This window comes from Pseudomyxococcus flavus, from assembly GCF_050038885.1.
Classification (GTDB): Bacteria; Myxococcota; Myxococcia; order Myxococcales; family Myxococcaceae; genus Myxococcus; species Myxococcus flavus.
The window spans coordinates 869,581-890,212 of the sequence record NZ_CP143624.1 but is presented as its reverse complement, the minus strand read 5'-3'; the positions used below and the strand labels follow the sequence as shown (position 1 = coordinate 890,212).

The 20,632-nt window shown below is 64.0% G+C and carries 19 protein-coding genes and 2 tRNA genes; 11 read left to right on the top strand and 10 right to left on the bottom strand.

Going from position 1 to position 20,632, the window contains the following annotated elements; all coding sequences use genetic code 11:
• The first annotated feature begins 4 nt into the window (after positions 1–4).
• The 4 genes from VZL07_RS03600 (at position 5) to VZL07_RS03585 (ending at position 2,481) form a co-directional block, all read left to right on the top strand.
• Positions 5–322: a DMT family transporter gene (locus VZL07_RS03600; RefSeq protein WP_426753921.1), complete on the top strand. Its 318-nt coding sequence runs from the start codon at positions 5–7 to the stop codon at positions 320–322.
• Positions 319–954, top strand: coding sequence for a TetR/AcrR family transcriptional regulator (locus VZL07_RS03595; RefSeq protein WP_426753920.1), 636 nt, complete (start codon positions 319–321; stop codon positions 952–954). The genes VZL07_RS03600 and VZL07_RS03595 overlap by 4 nt, the downstream gene beginning before the upstream one ends.
• A gap of 310 nt (positions 955–1,264) precedes the next feature.
• The gene (locus VZL07_RS03590) at positions 1,265–1,393 is read left to right on the top strand and encodes a hypothetical protein (protein ID WP_426753919.1); all 129 of its coding nucleotides are present in this window, start codon (positions 1,265–1,267) and stop codon (positions 1,391–1,393) included.
• A 125-nt stretch (positions 1,394–1,518) separates the two neighbouring features.
• Positions 1,519–2,481 (top strand): helix-turn-helix domain-containing protein, encoded by a 963-nt coding sequence (locus VZL07_RS03585; protein ID WP_426753918.1) that lies wholly within the window; start codon positions 1,519–1,521, stop codon positions 2,479–2,481.
• Positions 2,482–2,628: 147 nt separating this feature from the next.
• On the opposite strand, the gene VZL07_RS03580 is transcribed toward VZL07_RS03585, so the two are convergent.
• Positions 2,629–3,273, bottom strand: coding sequence for a hypothetical protein (locus VZL07_RS03580; RefSeq protein WP_426753917.1), 645 nt, complete (start codon positions 3,271–3,273; stop codon positions 2,629–2,631).
• A 245-nt stretch (positions 3,274–3,518) separates the two neighbouring features.
• Between VZL07_RS03580 and VZL07_RS03575 the strand changes: the two genes are divergently transcribed.
• Positions 3,519–3,905 carry a hypothetical protein gene (locus tag VZL07_RS03575; protein ID WP_426753916.1) on the top strand — a complete coding sequence of 129 codons (387 nt, stop codon included), beginning with the start codon at positions 3,519–3,521 and terminating at the stop codon, positions 3,903–3,905.
• A 351-nt stretch (positions 3,906–4,256) separates the two neighbouring features.
• Here VZL07_RS03575 and VZL07_RS03570 read toward each other — a convergent pair whose 3' ends face one another.
• A complete protein-coding gene (locus VZL07_RS03570; RefSeq protein ID WP_426753915.1) occupies positions 4,257–5,708 on the bottom strand; it encodes a toll/interleukin-1 receptor domain-containing protein in 1,452 nt (483 codons plus the stop codon).
• 707 nt (positions 5,709–6,415) lie between these two features.
• Here VZL07_RS03570 and VZL07_RS03565 point away from each other — a divergent pair.
• Positions 6,416–8,317, top strand: coding sequence for a phosphoribosyltransferase-like protein (locus VZL07_RS03565; protein WP_426753914.1), 1,902 nt, complete (start codon positions 6,416–6,418; stop codon positions 8,315–8,317).
• Positions 8,318–8,455: 138 nt separating this feature from the next.
• On the opposite strand, the gene VZL07_RS03560 is transcribed toward VZL07_RS03565, so the two are convergent.
• From VZL07_RS03560 to VZL07_RS03550, 3 genes are all read right to left on the bottom strand, one after another.
• Positions 8,456–9,607 (bottom strand): serine/threonine protein kinase, encoded by a 1,152-nt coding sequence (locus VZL07_RS03560; protein WP_426753913.1) that lies wholly within the window; start codon positions 9,605–9,607, stop codon positions 8,456–8,458.
• A 164-nt stretch (positions 9,608–9,771) separates the two neighbouring features.
• Positions 9,772–11,553 (bottom strand): serine/threonine protein kinase, encoded by a 1,782-nt coding sequence (locus VZL07_RS03555; protein ID WP_426753912.1) that lies wholly within the window; start codon positions 11,551–11,553, stop codon positions 9,772–9,774.
• Positions 11,550–12,458: a DUF2381 family protein gene (locus tag VZL07_RS03550; RefSeq protein WP_426753911.1), complete on the bottom strand. Its 909-nt coding sequence runs from the start codon at positions 12,456–12,458 to the stop codon at positions 11,550–11,552. The genes VZL07_RS03555 and VZL07_RS03550 overlap by 4 nt, the downstream gene beginning before the upstream one ends.
• A gap of 973 nt (positions 12,459–13,431) precedes the next feature.
• Between VZL07_RS03550 and VZL07_RS03545 the strand changes: the two genes are divergently transcribed.
• The 5 genes from VZL07_RS03545 (at position 13,432) to VZL07_RS03525 (ending at position 17,996) form a co-directional block, all read left to right on the top strand.
• A complete protein-coding gene (locus tag VZL07_RS03545) occupies positions 13,432–13,716 on the top strand; it encodes a hypothetical protein (RefSeq protein ID WP_426753910.1) in 285 nt (94 codons plus the stop codon).
• A gap of 260 nt (positions 13,717–13,976) precedes the next feature.
• Positions 13,977–15,035, top strand: coding sequence for a hypothetical protein (locus VZL07_RS03540; protein WP_426753909.1), 1,059 nt, complete (start codon positions 13,977–13,979; stop codon positions 15,033–15,035).
• Positions 15,032–16,573 (top strand): primase-helicase family protein, encoded by a 1,542-nt coding sequence (locus VZL07_RS03535; RefSeq protein ID WP_426753908.1) that lies wholly within the window; start codon positions 15,032–15,034, stop codon positions 16,571–16,573. The genes VZL07_RS03540 and VZL07_RS03535 overlap by 4 nt, the downstream gene beginning before the upstream one ends.
• Positions 16,570–16,791 carry a helix-turn-helix domain-containing protein gene (locus VZL07_RS03530; protein WP_426753907.1) on the top strand — a complete coding sequence of 74 codons (222 nt, stop codon included), beginning with the start codon at positions 16,570–16,572 and terminating at the stop codon, positions 16,789–16,791. The genes VZL07_RS03535 and VZL07_RS03530 overlap by 4 nt, the downstream gene beginning before the upstream one ends.
• Positions 16,788–17,996, top strand: coding sequence for a tyrosine-type recombinase/integrase (locus tag VZL07_RS03525; RefSeq protein ID WP_426753906.1), 1,209 nt, complete (start codon positions 16,788–16,790; stop codon positions 17,994–17,996). Before VZL07_RS03530 ends, VZL07_RS03525 begins: the two co-directional genes overlap by 4 nt.
• 65 nt (positions 17,997–18,061) lie before the next feature.
• On the opposite strand, the gene VZL07_RS03520 is transcribed toward VZL07_RS03525, so the two are convergent.
• The 5 genes from VZL07_RS03520 to VZL07_RS03500 form a co-directional block, all read right to left on the bottom strand.
• Positions 18,062–18,138 (bottom strand) — tRNA-Asp (locus tag VZL07_RS03520).
• 15 nt (positions 18,139–18,153) lie between these two features.
• A tRNA-Val gene (locus tag VZL07_RS03515) sits at positions 18,154–18,225 on the bottom strand.
• A 65-nt stretch (positions 18,226–18,290) separates the two neighbouring features.
• Positions 18,291–18,593: a hypothetical protein gene (locus VZL07_RS03510; RefSeq protein WP_426753905.1), complete on the bottom strand. Its 303-nt coding sequence runs from the start codon at positions 18,591–18,593 to the stop codon at positions 18,291–18,293.
• Positions 18,594–18,713: 120 nt separating this feature from the next.
• Positions 18,714–19,232: a putative immunity protein gene (locus VZL07_RS03505; protein ID WP_426753904.1), complete on the bottom strand. Its 519-nt coding sequence runs from the start codon at positions 19,230–19,232 to the stop codon at positions 18,714–18,716.
• Positions 19,233–19,359: 127 nt separating this feature from the next.
• Positions 19,360–20,085, bottom strand: a complete 726-nt coding sequence (locus VZL07_RS03500; RefSeq protein WP_426753903.1) for a hypothetical protein — start codon at positions 20,083–20,085, stop codon at positions 19,360–19,362.
• Positions 20,086–20,632 lie beyond the last annotated feature (547 nt).

Below are 20,632 nucleotides of genomic sequence, written 5' to 3'. Positions count from 1 at the left end.
ATTCATGGCGTGGATTCTGTTGGTGGTGGCGGGGTGCCTGGAGATCGCCTGGGCGCTCGCGCTCAAACAAGCCGACGGCCTGACGCGGTTCTGGCCGAGTGTCGTCGGCCTGAGCCTCGCCATGGTCAGCCTGGTGCTGCTGGCGCTCGCCTTGAAGGAACTGCCCGTTGGCACAGCCTACGCGGTCTGGGTGGGCCTGGGCGTGTGCGGCGTCGCGGTCTTCGGCATGATAGTTCTCGGCGAACAGGTCTCGGCGGCCCGCATCGTCTTCCTGATGATGATCGGCGTCGGCGTCGCCGGCCTGCGGGCACTCGAAAGATGAGCACGAACAAGGCGAAGGCAAAGACGCAGAAGCCCCCCTCCGTGATGGGCCGGCCCCGTGGCTTCGATCGCGACGAGGCTCTCGTGGAGGCGATGCGCGTATTCTGGTCGCGCGGCTACGAAGGCACGTCCATCCAGGACCTGGTCGAAGCGATGGGCGTCAACAAGCCCAGCCTCTATGCCATCTTCGGCTGCAAGGAAGAGCTCTTCCGCGAAGCCGTCGAGCTCTACGACCGGACTGAAGGAATTCACACCACTCGTAGCCTGAATGACGCGCCATCCGCGCGCGCGGCGGTGGAGGGAATGCTGCGTGCCAATGCGCGAGCCTACATCGCTAGCGAAAAGCCGCGCGGGTGCATGATCGTCCTGGCCTCGCTCCTGGGCACACCGGAGAACGAGATGGTCAGAACCTTCCTCGCCGAGAAACGCCTCGATGGCGAGCGTGCCCTGAAACGGCGGCTCGAGCGAGGGATTGCGGAGGGAGACCTCCCTGCGTCAACCGATGTGAGAACGCTCGCCGCATTCTACACTACGGTGCTGGAGGGCTTGTCGATCCAGGCCCGTGATGGTGCTTCCGCCAAGAAGCTCACCACCATCATTGATGCCGCGATGCTTGCGTGGCCTTCGCCATAAAACGGATGGGGCGGCTGATTGGCCCCCTATGTCAGGGACGTTGTCGCTTTGACTGAAGCTGCCCCGGAAGACGCGGTGCGCATGAATCAGGTCGGAGTGAAGTTGCCCCGTTGTCGCGCCACCTCCCCAACCCGGCACGGAGTCCCAACGCCCGAGCCGACGGGTACCATGTGCGCACTTGAGAAGCTGGTGAGAGTCAACCACTTCCGTGGACACCCTCGATGTGAGGGAAGGGTGTTCGATGTCGGAGAGCGAGAAAAAGCAGAGGCGACAGCGGCGTAGCTTCAGCCCGGGGTTCAAGGCCGGGGCCGTGAAGCTGGTGCTGGAGGAGGGCAAGTCCGACTCTTCAGGGGGCTACACCACGTTCACCTTCCAGGCGCCTCGCTGTGACCGGGTGGTGGCCGCCATGCTCGGTCGCAGTGGCGCGGGCTGGCGGTGACTACTCGAGGCCCAACTGGCACTGATACTCCATCTGTGCTCCTCTCATGGTGCGTGGACACGTCCAGGCTCCAAGAGCATCCGGGCTGGTCCCGCATGACACGTACTCCTGGAGCGTCTGTCGGCATGCGGAGCAACCTCACTCCTGGCACTGTCCCAGAGAACGGGCTGCACGCGAGCTGGCGCGAGGTCGTAAGCAGTCGCGTCGCGGGCTCGCGGTGGGAGCCGTCGGAGCAGGCGGAGCCATTCGTCGGGCAGGTTCACCTGCGGACCCTCGGCCAGTTCCCGCTCATCCATCTCGATTCCGTGGCGCAGCGCATGTGTCGTAGCGCTCGCGACATCGCCCGCGCGCCCCGGGAGCTCTATTTCGTCAACCTCCAGCTCGCCGGAACCGGGAGGCTGACGCAGGGCCGTGAGGAACATCCGCTCGGACCAGGAGATCTGACGCTCGTCGACCTGACACGGCCGACCGAGTTCAGCTTCAATACCGAGTGGCAGGGGATGTCCCTCGCGCTACCTCAACATGTCCTGCGGCCGCGGCTCGCTGACGCGGACCGGGCGGTGGGGCGGGTCGTGCGCACGGGAACGGGCGTGGGAACGCTTGCCTCGGCCTACCTGCGCGCGCTCCTGACGGCGCCACCGCTGACCGAGCCTGAGACCGATGCTGCCATCCGGATCCTCCTGGACGTGCTGGCCCTCGCGTTTGGTGCCACGGCCGAGGTGGCGCACGCCGCGTCGCCCAGCACGAAGGAAGCCCGGAGACAGCGGGTCCGTGAGTACGTCGAGCGCCACCTTGCCGACCCCTCCCTGACTCCCGCGAGTGTGGCGGCGGAGCTTCGCATGTCGAAGCGCTACCTGCATGAGCTGTTCGACGAGAGCAGCACGACGCTCATGCAATGGGTCATCTCGCGGCGTCTCGAATGCTGCAAGAAGGACCTCGCCAACCCGGCGATGCGCGCACGGACCATCGCAGACATCGCACTGGGGTGGGGCTTCCGGGACGTGTCGCACTTCGGCCGCGTGTTCAGGGCCGCTTACGGCATGGCGCCACGCGAGTGGCGGAAGATCGCCGCCACGGGCTCGCGCTGAGCCAACCCAGAGGCGCCCAGGGCCCGCTCGCGGCGAGGCATGCACCGGAAGGTGGGCATGCCAGGCCTTGTCAGGCTCGCTCAGACTTCAGCGCTGCTTCAGCCAGCCCTTGACATGGGCTCACCCGGCTGGCGAGCCGGGGGCCCATCACTCGTACGTGTAGTTGTATTTGACGTAGAGGTACGGGTAGTTTTGGCTGTCGCGGCTGGAGCTCACCCTGATGAACTCCTGGGTCCCACCCCTGGGGGCATGAGGGAAGAAGAGTCGCAGGTAGACCCGATTTCCCTTGGCCAGACCGTTGCGGACCATCTGAGTCACATCCACCTGCGTGCACTTGGTCGAGGGATTCCCACTCCAGTACGTCTGCGTATCGAACGAGGCCGAATAGTAGAGCGAGGTGTTGAGCGAGCTATAGGGATCGACGCGAGCCACATACAGGGGGCCGAGGTTGCCCCACGGATCTCCAGTGACAGACTGCAGGCAGAGGCGCAGCCGCGCGAATTCGATGGGCGCAGTAAGGGGCGGCAGCGCCTCGAAGCTGAACGTCATGAATGCGTCGTAGAAGCTGTCACCCGACAAGAACCAGTAGATCTTCCCGATGTTGTAGTGCTCCGTCGAGTTGACGGCATCGTCGGTGACCCAGCCATCATTGAAGGCCCTCACGGAGGCGAAGGTCAACGCCGCCAGAGGCTGCTCGGTGGTCGAGGCCGAGGCCGCATCAGCCTCCATGGCCATCGCGAGCTGCTCGTCCTCCACCCCGCACGCGCTCAGCGCCGAGCCGGCGACAGCCATCGCTACACACCACGAGAATCGACTCATCACTTGCCTCACTTCTGCTTCCAGGGGTTGCGTTGAAGAAAGAGTCAGTGGGCAGGCTTCTCGCCGTCACATGACGATTTCTCTGTATCGGACCCCGCAGCGGACGTCTCGGACCAGGGTGCACCGGGATTCGACTGGGAGCGCACCCGAGCACTTGTTGGCACGACCGGGAGGAGCGGGCCTCGAGCGGTACAAAGCCCTCAGCCTCCGCGTGCGCGGTGTACATCGCGCCCGATGAGGGCAGCGCCTTCCTCGTGTACTCCGCCGAGCGCGCCGTGGCCGCGCGCCCGGACGTGGTGGTCGACGCGGCGGTCGTGGACGTGGACACGCCGCTCCCGGCCAACGCCGACGACGCCCCCCTCATTCAAGCCGCCGACTTCGACATGGTGGTGGAGCGGCCCGTCTTCTCGCCGCCCATCGAGGCTCCCATCCCGGATGAGAAGGCCCTCTCCCGGGAGGACACTGGGCAGTACCTGGGGCCACTGTGTGCTGGTGGAACTCAGGTTCCAGCAAGGACGAAGGGGAAGGATGGAGCTCGAAAAAGCGAAGGGCCCGGAACCTTACGACTCCGGGCCCTTCTCATTGGCGAGGAGTACGGGACTTGAACCCGTGGGCAGGGCGATAGGAAACCCCAGGCAGGACGCGCTGTTACCCGCTATCGCCTTGATTTCGCTCGGGTTCGTCATCCCGCTCCGTCCCATGCCGTTCCATGGTGTGCCGCCTCCAACCACGCTGGAGGGGCACACTGGGGGCACATGCGGCCCAACAGGGTCAATCCGCTCACGGATGCGAGCGGCCCGAGTGCCCCGGTCTACCAGGGCTCACGAGAAGCCCATGGGTGGCTGACGGTAGCGTGTGCCCTGACTCGGGCGGCCCGGTCAGCGGCCCTCCTCGGCCCCTTTGCACCCTCCCGCCCACCCCTGAACAGGGCCCCATCCCTCTCATGCGTCGAGAGACTATGGACGCGTATCGAGTTTCGCGAGCCCGGCAAGTTCGGCAATGTGCATGCGCGAATGGTTCGATGGGAGCAGTACCCGCCCCCGAAGCCTGTAACCTTCGTCAGCCTGTTCTAACCTCTTCACAAGATCGGCTTTGCTCTCGACGCCCAGCAAGACTTTGAGCTTCGCGAAGTGCCGTCCAGACTCTGCCTTCTCAAAGATCGGAATCGTTTGAGAGTACTTTGAATAAACAAGCGTCGAAGGCACCCATGGCCCCACGCTTGAGTGGATAATGCTACGAACAAAGAGCACAAAGTCCGACTGCATTATCTCGGGGAACTTCACTAGCCCGACGGCGCGATCCTTAAGAAGGCCGCTCGCTGGACTGATGAGGTTCGTCTTATTTCTTCGATATGCCTCCAAAATTTCAAGCTGCGGCTGGAAGTGAACAAAAGAGTCAAACGCGAGACGACCGTAATTGAGAGGGACGTGGTACTCGCGCGACAAGAGAATCTCAGCGGCCGCTAAGTGGCCGTGCTTAATCAGCAAGGAGAAAATGTGCAAGAACAGCTCATGAACAGCGAACTTGGCAGCTTCGACTGTTGCCTCCGGTGGAACAGGCCCGCTCTCAGGCATTGGCACCGCCATTGCTCCTGCGGCACTCTCGAAGAAGTCAAAGATGTATTCCGAAACTCGGTTGATGTCCGCATGGCCAATCAAGAAGTCGATGAATTCAACAAGTTCGTCCCTGACAGGGATGAAATCGTGAAGTGCCTTGATTAATGCCTCTTCGAATGCGTCGGCTGAATTGTGGCTGGGAACCCTAAGGCCCGTTAGATGCTCGGCATATGTTGCGAGATAGCGTTTGGACGAGGCATCGGCGTACGGTCGAGAGTGGAGAATGGCCTCGCGCGCCGTTCGGGCGAGATGCCGGGTTGCGGATGGTTTGTACTCGTCTTCGAGTATGTGCGCGGGAGGCTTCCCAACTGTGGGCTTCCTTCTAAGCGGCTTGTTGAAAATATTCCTGATAAGCGCATCGTAATTCTCTTCCTCCCTCTCCGGAGTCGACATGTCAATGTAGTATCGACTTCTCAAGAAGACGGGCAGCATGGGTGAGCCATCGCTGGATTCGAAGACTAAGGGGATGAATTTCTCCTGATCGATCTTGCTGTAGACTTCGGCTGAGATGATCTGAGACTCCGTGCCCACTCCTCCCTTTCGAGCATTCGCTTTCTCGGTGTAGACCTTGTCGCATATGACGAGGACCTTCGAGATGGTGGTGTCCGTCGTCAGTCGTTCCATGAAATGAACGACGTCATGGCCTTCTCTGAGGTCGTACTCGTCGAGAATTACATCCACACCGTCAGCAAGGAGTCGATCGGCTAGCTGGCGCACTCGTTCCTTATGCTCGGGTGAAGACCAGGAGTATGAGATGAATGCCTTGGGTGTAGCAGCAGCGGCGGACGTCATTGATCCCCCATGTGGAAGGAAGATTTTCGCCTAAGCTCTTGCGACGCGCAACGTTGCCTAAGGGCATGCCAAGTTACTCCTCATCTGGCACCGATTTTTCGGCAGCTCGCTTGGCCGCGCCCGCGTTCTATCGCTTCCGGACGATGTACTTGAAGATAGACTGGGCGAAGGCGTTGGCACGGTCGTCCCGGGCGTGGCCGCCTTCCTGTGAGGGGTCGCCCCATCGGATCGCTCGCGGGTCACCCCTTCGGATCGCTGTCTCGATCAGACGGGGAGCCCGCGTGCTCGGGAGCATCAAGGGTTGGCTACGCCGAAACCTGAACGGTTCTGCGCCCTTGACGCTCCCTCCGCGCGGGCACCTGGGCAAGCCGGCCGCAGGCGGCCAGCCCTGATCGATCAGGAGTCGCGATCCGCTTGGCCGACCCTGGCGCGGTCCATGACCCCGGCCCCAGACACTGCCGGGGGGATTCTGGCGGAGTGTCCCGGCAAGTCGGCTCGGTGCGTGTCCTCCCGGCGCGTTTCGGTGGGCTCGGGAGTGGATGGCGGGGCATCCTTCGGCGCCGCTCCCTGGATGCTGGGGGGGCCTGTTCCTTCGGCACCTTCGCCTTCCGTCTTTGGGGCACCTTCGCCTTGCGCCCCTCCTGAACATGCTGCGAATATCTCGGGCACCATGGCGCAATTTTAAATATTTAGATTAGGAGACCATCTTGCCAACAACAGCCGACACAATCGCTGCCTCAGCACAGATTATCGCCAGCAATATGATGGTTGTTCATCGGATTGCCGATGAATGCAAGACGTACTATACGGGTCAAGTCACTCCTGACGGAATTGTCCATTGGCTTCTGCAATTTAGGGAGCCAGCAGCCGTTCAAGTTGCACTTCGACTTTTAGAAAACATACATTTTATAGACGAGTCGCGACTTGGCCACCTCCTGCTTGCGGCCATTAATAAAATCCCTATTGCGCACCGAGAGTCGGCGATCTTTGTGCCGGCAGGAAAGGTTCACGATAGTGCCGCGCATGTCGGGTATGTGCTCTCAAAGGCGCTCGGCTACCCTGAAAAAGAATTGAGTCGACGCCTAATGGAACTGACGGAGATTGAGGAACTTCTCAAGCAAGCATCCCCGGTTTCTTCCATTGTGTTTTTTGATGACAATTTGACTTCTGGCATTCAGCTTAAAAGATTCTTTCAGGAGCTTTATCCTTCATTTGAAGGAGAGCGCGAGCATGTTAGTCGCCCTTGGTCGCAAGAGGCATTGGAGCGCCTGAAGACTACTCCAATTTACATAGTTGTTGCAGTGGAATTGTCAGAAGGTGCAACTGATGTCCAAACTGCCGCAAGGGAGCTGGGACTTTCTGTTGTTGTTTATTCGGGTAGAAAAGATTTTGTAAAGTGGCTTGAGTACGGAGGAGCCCTTTGGGCGAGCAAGGAAAAGGCGCAAGCGGCCGTTGATATCATATCAAAGATATCGAGAGACTTGTTTGCCGACAAGGCAGGCTGGGGGGATGAAACGCTGAATGCTCGGCTTTTGGGGTATGGGAATCTTCAAAAGCTGACGGTGCTTCAGCATTCAACACCCAAGAGCCTTTTGCCGCCGTTTTGGAAGTTTGGACGGTTCGATGGAAACGAGTGGTTTCCGCTCTTTGCCGATCGCAGCGAATGGGAAAAGTATTCTGCGCGCATTGTGAATGCAGATCCTTCGATACGCGCGTTGTCCCGTATGGTTGCGACTGGAGCATTCGGTCATACAGCCCCGTCCAACTCTGCTGTCATCTCAATTGAGGGCGAGCCAGCAACACAGCTAGATGTCAATCTCCCCGACTCTGACTCTCTCAAGAGGGCTTTTGATCATCTAGTTACCTGTCTTCCCCCAACTCCGCTGAGCGCTTCACGTCTTGATTTTATGAAGACAGCTGCAACGGTAGCCGGAAGTGCACTATCAGGCGTGCTAGGAGTCTCGCTGCCGAGTATTCAGGCGCCTACACAAGAGCAACTCGATCAGTACAACCAGGAGGTAGATGAGTACGTCAAATCCATAAATGAGAAGTGGGCTCCAAAGATTTCGCAGGCGGTTAAAAATGCGGCGAAAAGCTTCTCTGTTCCATTGAGGGTTTACAATGATGGAACGAGAAAGGCGACTAAGACTTTTCTTCGGTTGGAACTTCCTGAGGGATTGACGTGGTTCCCCAACAGATTTTCATTCCCAATTCCCCCTAGTGTCCCCGAACGTCCCACAAGCCCAGCGACTTTCAAGATTCCTTCATTCTCCAGCGAAACGGAACTCCGCCGCCAGTGGCAACTGAAGCTCACTTCCGGCACGCGACTTGAGGAGGCTTTCGATGTAGATGCGGATGCGAGCGAAATCAGACTGTCTCGTGACAGGGGCCGCACGTTGCTGAGCGTCCACTTTGGAAGCATCCTGCAAGGGACCTTTAGAGACCGCACGGTTGCATTTCTTTTTGCGGAGGCTACTGGGCAGTTTAGCGTCCCGTATAAGCTATATTGTGAGGAGGTTGCTTATCCTACTGAGGGTGTATTTATTCTCAATGTGCGCCCTGCCGCATTCTCTCCTGCCGAGGTATTTCGCCTGCTGGACTTTGATTAGCAGTTGGGAGCGGGGCCTGGGCAGGCGTGTTGTTATCCGCTATCGCCTTGATTCTCCTCGGATTCGTCTTCCCGCCCCGCTCCACGCCGTTCCCGTGTGCCGCCTTCAACCGCGCTGGAGGGTACACGGTCGGCACACCTAGCGCGTCGTGGTGTCGTCCATGGCGCGACCGTCACTACGGGGCCCCCGAAGGTCCAACTCCACCAACGCCTCGCTTGCGTCCTTGGCGGCGCGCTTTACCTCGACAGCCGCATCGCTCTTCCCGTAAGCCTCGCCGTGCCACCGACGCAGGTCTGACGCCAGCTCTCCCGCCAACTGATAGCGCGCGGCAGGCTCCCGCTGGAGCAGCTTGCACAGCGGCACCCGCAGCAGTTCGGGGAGATTCGCCGTCACCGCGTCCACGTCTTCCGGCGTGTAGGTCGCCGCGCGCAAGATGACCGCGTCCATCGCGGGGCCCCAGCCGGCAAGCCGGGCACGCCGGAGCGCTCGATTGACCCGCTGGAGCTGCCGGCGCGACAGCCTCGCCTTGAACGCATCGGGAACCCCGTCGGGCACGTCGAGCAGGTTCTTCCCCGTCGCCAGTTCAAGCATGACGAGGCCCAGCGTGTAGAGGTCCGAGCGTGCATCGACGCGGCCAGACAGCAGCATTTCAGGAGAGGAGAAGTAGGTATCCGCCTGCGGACGTACCACGGTGGACGCCACGCGCCCCGGCAGGTTGGAAAGGGCGAGTCCGAAGTCCGCCACCTGCACCGTGCCGTCCCAGTCCATGAAGACGTGATCCAGGTCGATGGCCCGGTGAACGATGCCGAGCGGGTTCCCCTTCTCGTCCGTTGCCGTGTGCGCGTGCTCCAGGGCACTCGCCACCTGCGCTCCGACGTACAGCGCGAACAGAGGCGAGAACCAGCGTCGGCACTCTGAAACAACGGTCAAGTGTTCGTTGAGGGTATGGCCGGACGGGTGCTCGGTGATGACGTACCAAGCCCCTTCCGTCTTGCGCAGACCGTGGACGCTGAGGATGCCCGGGTGCTGGAGGTATGTTGCCAGGCGGACCTGCTCTTCCAGCTTCGCCCTTGCACGCTTGACGCGCGCCCCCTCCTCAGCGGTCGCCCTGCCTACCGCCTTGAGCAGCACCTTCCCCCGGGGGTGATTCCCCTCCAGCGTCCGGCGCCGCGCGACGAAGAGGCTGAGCCCGTGGTGAGCCTCTCCCAGGTCTTCACGGAACTCGTAAGCGAACTCGTCATCGGTGAACAGGATTGCTCCTCTGGGGAGCTTGAAGTCGATTGCCGGCATCCTCGGTCCTCCCGCCACTCGCGCAGGCTCCGGGCCGACGCGACGCAGGAGCACGTTACCCAGAGGATGGGACGGAAGGGAACCCCCTCACAGGGTGGTGTCCCAAAATGGGGGCAGCGCCAAGAAACGACCACCTACCCGCCACGTCCCCCTGCGGGGAACGCTCAGGGCCACTCAGTAACGGGCCATCCGATCGTCCCGTTGAAGGCTCTCCCTGCCGTGTCCTTCAGCTCTTCGGCTGGCGTATCCACCACGAAGCACACGGGCAGCTCGTCCTTTCCAGGAACCTTCACGCGGTCATACTTCACAATCACCCGTCCAGGGCTCCCGAGCGGCGTTCTCTCGGGAATGAGATAGACCTTCCCGCCAAGGAACCGCGTCCCAGGGGGAGCGACTTCCCGCTGCCGGGAATCGTTCACGCCTTTCGGGACGACTCCAACAACCTCCGAGCCTGCGGAAAACCAAAGGCGCTCGTGGACCCCGTGACGGTCGTCGATGAGGACCGAAAACGACTCGCTGCCTCGCCAGCGAAGTTCCTCACGCATCGCCTGAACGGCGCCGGATGGGCACTCGAAAGGTTCGGGCCGCACCTGGACACCGGGACACCCTGCCGCAAGGGCGGCGACGAGCGGCAGCGCCTTGCACACGTCCGGCATGGGGGGCGCCTTCTGGCCGCGTCCAGTGCGCGCCTGCTTCGGGGCTTCGGGGGGTTGGGGCTTCACGGTTGAACCTTCCTCCAGAACGGCGGCAGGTGATGGACCTGCGTCCCCCTGTACGATGGGGGTAGGGGCTGACATATCAGGCGAGACAGTCTTCGGGGACGCGGAAGGCGCACGAGAGGCCACCGGGCGCGGGGCCACGTGCGGCTCGACAGGCGGCGCGGGAACCGTTCCGGACAGTCCCCAAAGCGCCACGCCAGCGGTAAGCCCCACGGCAACGGCACCCGCCGCGAGCGCCCCGCGCCTGTGCGGACGGGGCTTGCTCGCCGGCTCCGGCATCGCTGGGGCCTCACCTTCGGAGGGCTCACGCTGCCGCTGCTCCGAGGGTGGATGCACTGGCGCCGTGTAGTCAGCTCCAGGATCCTCCAGAAGTTCCACCAACTCGCGCCGCAGCACTTCGGTATCAACCGGACGCCGCGCCGGGTCTCGGGACAGGATGCTCTCCGCAAGGTCGCTGAGCGCCTCCGGAACTCGCGGGTTCGCCTTCCTTGCCGGGGCCGGCGGGATGGTCAGGTCGTTGAGCGGCGAGCGAGCCCGGTACTCCGTCGGTCGCGGGTCCGTCAGCAGTTCATAGAGCATGGCTCCGACAGCAAAAATTTCGTCGGCCACCTGGAAGGCATACCGCGCCCGACGCTCGTCTTTGTGCTCTCGGAGAAAACTGAACTGCTCAGGGGCCCGGTAACGATCCGTGCCGGGGGGCAGGCCACCATCAGTCAAATCGTCAGCGAGCGCGTGAGTAGCACTGCTAAAATCAACGATGACCGGCTCCCTGTCGCTCTTGCGAATCAGGACGTTGGCCAGCTTCAGATCACGGTGAAGAACGCCCAACCTGTGCATGTAAGCCAAGGCGGAGACAATCTTGATGAAGACACGCAGGATTTCATGCGCCGTGGGGTGCTTGCGTTCCTTCCACTCCCCAAGCGTCCACCCATCCACATACTCCAGCACAAGGTAGAGGTTGCCAGTTTCAACGTATCCGGAACCGCGATGGCTGACGATATTTGGATGACTCAGCGATGTGATGATCGACAACTCGCGCATCATGCGGGCATGGGTCTGCATTTCATCCCCGCTGGCGTCGCGGTGTCGTGCGAGCTTGAGCGCGTATTGCTTGCCGTTCTTCTCCACGAGGTAGACGACGGCAGAGCCACCGTTGCCGAGTTCCTTCACGACATGCCAGCCGTCAATGAGCGTGCCGGAAGGCAGGCGGATCAGGTTCAAAGTCATCGGTCGCCCTCCGTCGCACGCTTGGGGAAAAGCACTCGCGGAATCACAAGATTTCGGCCACCCGTCCCCCGTACCTCCAAAGCGAAAACCCCACCCGCTTCGGGGGGCGGAGTGTCAGCCACGGCGAGCACCCGCAGCGCCTCGTCGGGAGCTACCTCCCCGCCCCCCTCTGTCACGACCCGAGCCCGAAGCGTGACACCACCTTTCCCCGTCAACGTTGCCTCGCCCGGCGTCCACGGTCGCTGACCGGCCAAGTTCCAGATCCGCACGTCTACCAGCGCCCACGTAGCCCCGCGATACGTCCAGCCTGACTCTGACCGCAGGCCCCTCGGGTCGTCCGCAGTCGGCGCAACAGTGCCCGTCTGAACGCCGTTCTGGTCGACGTAGCCCAGCAACACGAAGTCTTCCGGTCGGGGAGGGGCGCGCGGCGCTTCGGCAGGGCAGGCTGCGTTCGGCGGTTCGCGCCGCTCCACGTCGATCCGCGAGTCCACTTCGGCCGGGTCCGACACGAGCACGAACGCGGCCCGTGCCGGTGCTCGCCCGTCCGCGAAGAAGACCGTCAGTTCGTGACGTTCACCCGGTCGAAGATCCTCCACGGGTTGAACGATGATCGAACGCTTGCCCACGTCGAGCACCCGAATCCGCACCCCTTCGCCCGGAACCGCCGCCGCGTCGACCGTGCGCGGCTGCCCGTCAACCGTCAGCGTGCTTTCCGCGATGGCGGTCGGAAAGTACAGCCATGTCGGCGACGCCGCTTCGACGCGAATCTCGGGCAACGGTGCATCCGGGTTGACGACGACAGAAACGGCCCGCTTCCGCTCCGTGCGCGGCGGGGCGGCATCGGCTCGCGGCGCAGTCCCCCAGACGAGCACGAGCGCAAGGGCCAATCTAACAGGTTGCAGCAATGGTGCGTGACCTCCCAAGACAGCACGCTACCATCGGCTGCGCCTGCGCAGGGGCACCGTCTCGCCCGCGGCTGCTCGCCCCAAGGGTCCAGCGGTACACCTTGCCGCCCCAGAGGATCGCCCCTCCGACGAGCGGCACGCTGTAGGTCGCGACGTGCCTCGCTGGCATCAGGTACGCAACGAGAAGCTCATTTCCCCACCCGGCCGTCCATTCAGCCAGTGCGGCGCGGGCGTCCTCTTGGCACCGACCGCGATCTCCCGGTAGTTGCCCTCACGCCCCACCTTCACGAGAACAACCGACAGGTGAAGAGTGCCCGAAGTGCCGGCACCTGGAAGTTGTGGAGCCGCCAAGGTGCGAAGAACAGGCCGGAAGAGCAACACCAGCCGAGGCCAGCCAAAGGCCCTGGAGGGCTCCAGGAACGCAGGAACCAACGCCACGAGCATCGAGACTGGGGAATGACACGACGGGGCCCTGGAGGGCACCGGGAACGCGGCGGGCGTCGCTCGGCTGGACCTGACCGGGGAACAGAACGTTGGCGCCCTGGAAGACTCAGGAACGCGGCGACGGACGTGAGCCACCGGAATAAGGGCAGTAGCGCAGTTGCCTGTGGAGCGTGTTAGCGCGAGTTGCCTGCTCGGCTTGTATCGGCGCCGCGTCAACGTCCAGCCAGTCAGAGGCAGGTTTCGGCAAGAATTTCGGGGGGACGAACGGCGAAACCAGCGGGCCCCAGTTTTTCTGAAAATTTTCCCAGCGTGTACGACCGCCGAGCACGGTCCCAAGTGGCCTCGCTGCGGAAATCGGAGCCGGGGGGATGTCTCCAAGTCCGTCCACCGCGAGGGCGGGCTGCGGAATGTCAGGCCCTTTGCGCTGCGAGCGAGCGGAGCACGGTCGCCCATCGGTGCCAGTGCCCGTGAACCACCGGCCAAAAAACGCACGCATTTACCGTGATGGGAGAAACAACGAAAAACAAACATGATTGAAGTTCTCGAAAAGCACATTCCCCACGTCATCGCAGCGCTCACCCAAGCCGGGCCTGATGGCCTCACCGTGAAGGAGCTGCGCGGGCACCTCGGCTCCGGAGAACAGTTCACCCGACGGGCCCTGACCCTTCTGCTGGCAACTGGCGCGGTGCGCGTGTCCCACCGTCACAGGCCCGGCGTGCGCGGTGCGGTGCCGCGCGTCTACATGCTCGCCGACCCCAACGCGCTGACGCCGGTCGCTACGCCTGCCCCACGTCGCGAGGGGGTGACGGAATGACTGACGCAGCTCGTATCTCCTTCCCCTCTCTCTCTATTCTACTTAAGGAAGAGAGAGTTCCGTCACTCCGTCACGTACAGAGTGAAAACCCCAGTGACGGAGCAATGACGGAGCCCCAGCGCGTTGGGACTTCCGTCACAGCTCCCCCCATGCCGTCCCATGTTGACGCGGGAAACCGAGCGTCGGGCCCCGCGCAGGTGCCCGCTTCCTGGACGGTCTGCCTGACTGACTCGCGCTTCACTCCCGGGAGCCTGGATGTCGTGGAGTTCGGCTCAGCGGGCGAGTTGATGGCCGCTCTTTACGAGGTGGCCGCCGCTCCGCTCGTGCGCCCGGAGAAGGACGGCCGCGCCATCATCCCGGCCAAGCCGCATCCGCCCCGCGCCGATGGGCTCTACGAGGGCAAGGACGGGCAACCGACGCCAGCGCCCTACCGCCGCAACGCGAACTTCTCTCACGTCACCCTGGCCATCGTGGACTTCGACGGTGAAACGCAGGCCGCGCTGGATGCATGGCTCGAGAGCCTGCGCCGCCGCGGGTTCTGGTTCCTCGCCTACCCGACGCACTCCTACGGGCGCACCGCGAAGCCCATCCGCTACCGCGTCGTCTTCCCGTTCAGTGAGCCCGTGCCCGTTGGCTCGGCGAGCCGCTGGTCCGAGCGCCTGTGGCCGCGCCTCATGCAGTGCGTGGGGCTCGGGGGCCTGACGGAAGCCACGTTGAAGGCCGATATCTCCTGCAAGGACGTCGCGCGGCTCTACTACCTGCCAAGCTGGGACCCCTCCAATGCGCTGCCACGTCCAGCCCCGGAGCACCACCAGGGCCAGCCGCTCGACGTACAGGCCGAGTTCGGTCCTCTGCTGCGGCAGCCCTTCGCACGCTACGCCGAGCGTCCCACCGAAGAACAGTTGGACGGCTCGCGGGTGGCGGACCTCAAGGACGTGCGCAAGCGGCTCCGGCGCTTCAAGCGTCCCGACGCCGTGACGATTCTCGCGCAGATGGACGCGGGCGAAGTGCTCATGCTCGACGGGCAGCGGCACCTGGGCATCAACAAGCTGACCGAAATGCTCGCCCGCGTGGCCACGCCCGAGGAGAGTTCGGAAAGCCTCCTCGAAGTCGCGCGCCGCTCGCTCGATGCGCTCGTGCGGCTGGAGCCATCCCGTGACGTGTGGGGTGAGGCGCTGCGAGGGGTGCGCGGGGCTCGCGCCAAGCTCACGCAATGGGACCGCCAGAGAGCGGCCCAACGGGAAGCGGAGTACGCGGAATGGCGCCGGACTCTGGGACTGGCGGCCAGCTCGGGCCACTGGAACGGGGGCGCGCAATGAGCACGAGCATCCATCCCGGTGATGCGCTGGCGCACGCAGCCGATACGGCAGCAGCGCTGACCCAGGTTGCCAAGCTGCCGCTCGTGAAGGTCGTTCCGCTGGAGCGATACCTTGCACGGCGCCACGATGGGCGTGGCTTCGCTCCGGAGTTCCTGACGCAGAAGGCGGCCGAGGACTACCTGATTCTGCGAGGGCTGGTGGACCCGCGAAATATGTGGCCGCGTGGAGTCAGCCCGTTGGCCGCTTCGCCCGACGTGCCGGACCTCTGCGCGGGCGTCATGGCCATTGAGTGCAGGCCGAACGCGCCCGATCTCATCCGGCGCAAGGACGGGACGTTTGCGGTCAACACCTGGGAGGCTCCTACGCTCGCGCCAGTTCAGGGGGAGTGGTCCACCGTGCGCCGTGTTCTGCTCTGGCTCGCCGAAGACGAAGCCGGCCTTGACTGGCTGCTCAACTGGATCGCGTTCAAGGTGCAGAATCCGGGCTCCAGGCCGGGCACCGCCATCCTTCTGCAAGGGCCCCCGGGCTCCGGAAAGAACGTGCTCTATCGCGTGCTCGCGCACCTGCTGGGGCCCTCCAACTGCGTCCAGATTGGCGAGGCGGACCTGGCCAAGCCCTACAACCTCCACTTCGCTACGAAGCTCCTCATCTTCGCCAACGAGCTGCTCGACAACCACAAGCGTGGCGGTTCGCTCGGCGACGGGCTCAAGGCGATGATCACCGATAGCGAGGTCTTCCTGGAGAGCAAGGGCGTTCCCCGAACCCCAGCATCCAACCGCGCCGGGCTCCTGGCCGCTACCAACCGAACGAAGCCCATCGAAATCGAGGAGAACGACCGCCGCTGGACGGTGTTCCACAACAAGACCAAGCCCGCCGCTTACCAGCACCCCGACCTCGGCATGACGCATCAAGAGTTCTTGGAGTCGCTGCACGCGCCGGGTGAGGACGACGCCTTTACTCCGGAGTTCATGGTGCAAGTGGCCGCCTTCGCTCATGAGATGACGACCCGCGCCGTGGACCTGCGGCGAGTCAGGCGCCCTCACGCGAACGCTTCCCGTGAGGAGCTTCAGCAGCTCAGCGAGCCGGTGACGGAGCAGTTCCTGCGCGAGTTGATCGACAGCCCGGACCCCGACCGCCAGATTCTCGACTGGGCGACGAAGAGCCCCACCGCGCCGTCAAACATGCACGCGCCTCCGGGGCCCGTGGTCGGCAAGACGAAGGCGTTCACGAACGACGCGCTGTATGCGGCGGTCTGCGGCTTCTGCCGCGTGGTGGGGCAGAAGCATCCGCCGCAGAAAAGAACCTTCCTTTCCGCGCTGAAGTCGGCGGGCTGGACTGAGCAGCGCGACAGCAAGACGCGGGGCTGGCTCCCTCCGTGGCACCAGACGGACGACGACGTTACGGCGCTCGCAACGAAGGTCGTTCCTCTCGCGGGTCCGCGTAGCGCTGCCGGGGCGAGTGCTGGCTCCGCGCACTCGCCAACCGAGCCCAAGCCTGTCCACGCAACGCCCAGCAACGCGAGCGGAGGCACGCGATGAACATGCCCACGGGAGCGGGCTCCAACGCGCCCGACTTCCTGACCGTCGAAGAGGCCGCAGCACTCCTGCGCGTGAACCGGAAGACGCTCTACGAGTCGATCCGGTTCGGACAGGTGCCCGGAGTCCTCCACCTTGGTCGATCCATCCGCATCCGCCGCGTTGTCTTGCTACGTTGGATGCCGGGTAACGGCGGTCCTGCGCTCGGAGAGAAGCGATGAGCGTCAGGCTGCGGAAGTGGAAGACGAAGGAGGGCAAGGTGCAGGAGGCGTGGTGGGTGGACGTGAAGTACCAGCACCCGAGCGGGAGGGTGGAGCGAGTCCGCAAGGCATCGCCCATCAACACCCGCCGGGGCGCGGAAGAGTACGAGCGTCAAGTCCGCCAAGCCCTCCTGACGGGCACCTTCGGAAAGGAGAAGCAGAACGAGCCGGGCCGGGTCCTCACCCTCGGGGAGTTCGTCCCGCGCTTCATCACGTACAGCGAGAACAACAACAAGCACTCCAGCGTCGTCACCAAGCGGCAGATCCTTGATGACCACCTGCTCCCCGTGTTCGGGAACACGCCTCTTGACGCCATCGGTCCAGCGGAGATCGAGGACTTCAAGGCCGCGATGCGGAAGAAGCCAGCGGGCATTCCCGGAAGGAAGAACGCCCCCTCGAAGGATGCCCTGCGCAAGGGCTCCGGGGTGAAGCTCCTGAGCCTCAAGTCCATCAACAACGTCCTGACCGTGCTGCACAAGTTGCTCGCACTGGCTCAGGAACAGGGCGTGCTCCAACACGTCCCGCGTGTGAAGCTCTTCAAGACGGACAAGCCCGCCTTTGACTTCCTCACCTTCGAGGAAGCCGAGCGCCTGCTCAACGCCGCCGAGCCGGAGTGGCGCACGTTGGTCCTGTTGGCGCTCAAGACGGGGCTGCGGCATGGGGAGTTGATCGGGCTCCAGTGGAGCGACGTGGACTTGAAGCGCGGCAAGCTCCAGGTGCGGCGCTCCATCTGGCAGGGAGTGACGGGGCTGCCCAAGGGCGGACGGGGACGGACGGTGGACCTTCCCGGCTCGGTGGTGGACGCACTCAAGGGGCATCGGCACCTGCGCGGCCCCTACGTGTTCTGCCAGCCGGACGGCCAGCCGCTCACCGCGAGCATGACGGAGCACCGGCTATCGCGGGCGGTGAGCCAGGCGGGCATCAGCCGCGAGCAGGGGCGCATCACCTGGCACGACCTGCGCCACACCTACGGCAGCCACCTCGCCATGCGGGGTGTCCCGCTCAAGGTCATCCAGGAGCTGATGGGCCACGCCACCATCGAAATGACGATGCGGTACGCCCACCTCGCGCCGGAGGCCCGTGAGAGCGCGGTGCAGCAGCTCGACCGGCCGGTGCCCCTCCAGCTCCACGCCGCTCCGGCCAACGACGCCGGAGGGGCACACTGAGGGCACATAGGGGGACGGAGGAAAAAGAAAAGCCCAGCAACCCTTGAGGATTGCTGGGCTTCGAATGGCGAGGAGTACGGGACTTGAACCCGTGGCCTCCGGCGTGACAGACCGGCGCTCTAACCAACCGAACGAACTTCCCACATCGGTACAACCGTGGGCGGAACAGGGATTGAACCTGTAACCATCGCCTTGTAAGGGCGCCGCTCTACCGCCGAGCTATCCGTCCGTCAGACGTCAGCGGCGTGAGGGGGCGCCCTGCTGGAGCGTGTTGTCCGGAAGGCCGGGCCGGGCTCACTGTGGCTTTTGAGCGCTGAGTGCGGCCTCGAATACCTCCAGGTCCCGTCGCCAACGTGCTGCGGGAATCCGGTGGACCGAGCCGTCGTCGCGCAGGACGGCGATGGGGCCGTTGCCCAGCAGCCCGAGGGGTTTGCGCCCCTCGATGACGGAGCGAAGGTTGTAGAAGAAGACCCAGCCATATCGGGTTGCGTAGGACACGGCGTCGTTGATGACGATGGGGTCTTCCAAATCCTTCCAACCCCGGTTTGCCTCCTCCAGGGCCAGCCGCCTGGCATGTTCGAGATTGTCGATGGACATGAGGCGTCCTCTACGGGGCGTGGGGCACCATCAATGCAAAGTGCTTCCAACCATCCAACGCGACCTCGGGCGACCACCATTCGGCCCGGCGCCGCGAAAGCGTGAGGACTCGGACCTGCGTCACCCGGCGAAGACGCCCCAGCAGATGTCGTTCCGCGCCCGCTGGTCTTCGAGGACCAGCTTACGAAGGGGGGCGGGGATCCGTTTCCGCTGCCATCCGAGCTCCTGCAGACGGGCCGCTTCCGCGTCCCCCTCGGCGACCGACGCGGCGGCGGCCCGGATTGCGTACGCCGCCGCGCCAAGGTAGTGCGCAGCGACGTGGGCGACGGCCACTGCCTGGCCTGCCGCAAGCGCAGCGAACCTGGCCGGAGCAGGCAACCCACGCGCCGCGGCGTTGGCCACGAACGCGGTTTTGTGGGCGTCACGCATCCGCACCTCGCCCCTGATCCACGCCCGACCCACGGCGATGGCGTCCCGGGGGCGCGTGTCCTCAGGGCACGCGCTCTCGAACAAGGGGAGGACGTGCTCCGCGCAGAGGGCGGCCCACTCCGCGAGCAGGTGATGGTCCTCGTCGGTCAGGCTCCCGCCACGACGAATCGTGATCAACCTGGGGTCTCGCTCTTTCGGCAGGATCGGCATGGACAAATCCTCGCCCAGCTTTCGCGTCGCCGCGATGCGGGCGGCGATGGGCGGAACGATGGGGCGCGCCGTCGCGCCGTGCCCTCGCCCAGCGCGACGGCGCGCCAGGTGGCTTTCTCCGACACCGCTAGTAGGTGCCCCAGCGTGACGGTAGCGGGGCGCTCCACTGCGTCCGCGACCCGGGCGTCGTCAACGGCGAGTCCCCGGCGATGCGCATGATGCTGGCGCCCGCGTTCATGTTGGACCAGTCCACCGCGATGTTTCGGCAGTAGCGGTCGCGCGCGAACCCCGTCTGGAGGTCATGAATGCAGGGTGTCGGGTCCCAGACCCGGTCCGCTTGGAGGCGCTGGACCGCGGCGACGAGGTTGGAGGGCATCTCTCCGGAGGCCCGCACGAAGGGGACGCCGTCGATGGGCGAGCCATCCGACGCGAAGAGCTCGAAGACCTTGCCGGAGTAGCTGAGCGAACCCTGCGCATTGAAGTCCCACGCCACGGCGCTGAAGGGCGCGGTCTGACCGCAGGAGGCCGGGTTCCCGGGGGCGTCGGTGCAGCCGCCGCCGAGGTGAAGCACCAGCACGGCCCCCGTCTCCACCGTGTAGCCCGCGGGAAAGGTGAAGGTGAAGCCGGAGTTGGTGAGCTCCTCGAGGGAGATTCCCGTCAGGGACCCGCCGGAAACGGCCACCAGCTCGATGAGGTCCGGCTGGACATATGGGTTGATCTCCGTGATGCGCAGCAGTGCTTCCGGAGGCGGGGCACCGCCGTCCGTGCCCGAGTCCGGAGCGCCTGCATCTCCAGCGCCCGCGTCCACGCCGCCGTCGTCGTCAGAGCCCGCATCCGTCGGCCCACCGTCCACGCCCGCGTCTCCGGTTCCCGCGTCGGGTGAGGAGGCCTGAACACAAAGCTCCTCGACACAGACGATGTCCGGGCCTCGGGAGGCGCAGTCGCGGTCCTCCGTGCATTCGGAATCGGAAGAGGAGCAGGAAGCGAGGGCAGGGAGCAGGGCGAGGGCCAGGGCTCGAGCGACGCGGTGCGGATGGGGCATGGGAGGAGGAGCTGGAAGCAAGAGGATGGAAATTTCCGGTGTGGAGAATCGCCCGGATGGTGCCTGGGATTGTCGGCAGTGACGAGGATTCCCCACGTTCCTCGGTGCGCTGGTCGCGCTGGAACGATTGGGTTGGCTCATCGTCGCGTCGAGCACCGGAGCGGGCGGCTCTCTCCCCTTGCTCGTCGCCGCGGGACGTCACAGCCTGGATCGGGTTCGCGTCGAGGGAGCGTGTACCGGGGGCGGCTGACCCAAAGCAGCGGCTGCTGCTCACAGCACGCCTGCGGGACTCTTCCTGTGTGCGACGAGGGCGGTCAGAAAAGGCGAAGGGCCCGGAACCTTACGATTCCGGGCCCTT

Coding starts and splice junctions, on each gene's coding strand:
- VZL07_RS03530 (WP_426753907.1), top strand. CDS start 16,570: ATGAACATGCCCACGGGAGCGGGCTCCAACGCGCCCGACTTCCTGACC.
- VZL07_RS03570 (WP_426753915.1), bottom strand. CDS start 5,708: ATGACGTCCGCCGCTGCTGCTACACCCAAGGCATTCATCTCATACTCC.
- VZL07_RS03580 (WP_426753917.1), bottom strand. CDS start 3,273: ATGGCTGTCGCCGGCTCGGCGCTGAGCGCGTGCGGGGTGGAGGACGAG.
- VZL07_RS03535 (WP_426753908.1), top strand. CDS start 15,032: ATGAGCACGAGCATCCATCCCGGTGATGCGCTGGCGCACGCAGCCGAT.
- VZL07_RS03600 (WP_426753921.1), top strand. CDS start 5: ATGGCGTGGATTCTGTTGGTGGTGGCGGGGTGCCTGGAGATCGCCTGG.
- VZL07_RS03585 (WP_426753918.1), top strand. CDS start 1,519: ATGCGGAGCAACCTCACTCCTGGCACTGTCCCAGAGAACGGGCTGCAC.
- VZL07_RS03505 (WP_426753904.1), bottom strand. CDS start 19,232: ATGCCGATCCTGCCGAAAGAGCGAGACCCCAGGTTGATCACGATTCGT.
- VZL07_RS03510 (WP_426753905.1), bottom strand. CDS start 18,593: ATGTCCATCGACAATCTCGAACATGCCAGGCGGCTGGCCCTGGAGGAG.
- VZL07_RS03525 (WP_426753906.1), top strand. CDS start 16,788: ATGAGCGTCAGGCTGCGGAAGTGGAAGACGAAGGAGGGCAAGGTGCAG.
- VZL07_RS03545 (WP_426753910.1), top strand. CDS start 13,432: ATGATTGAAGTTCTCGAAAAGCACATTCCCCACGTCATCGCAGCGCTC.
- VZL07_RS03595 (WP_426753920.1), top strand. CDS start 319: ATGAGCACGAACAAGGCGAAGGCAAAGACGCAGAAGCCCCCCTCCGTG.
- VZL07_RS03560 (WP_426753913.1), bottom strand. CDS start 9,607: ATGCCGGCAATCGACTTCAAGCTCCCCAGAGGAGCAATCCTGTTCACC.
- VZL07_RS03555 (WP_426753912.1), bottom strand. CDS start 11,553: ATGACTTTGAACCTGATCCGCCTGCCTTCCGGCACGCTCATTGACGGC.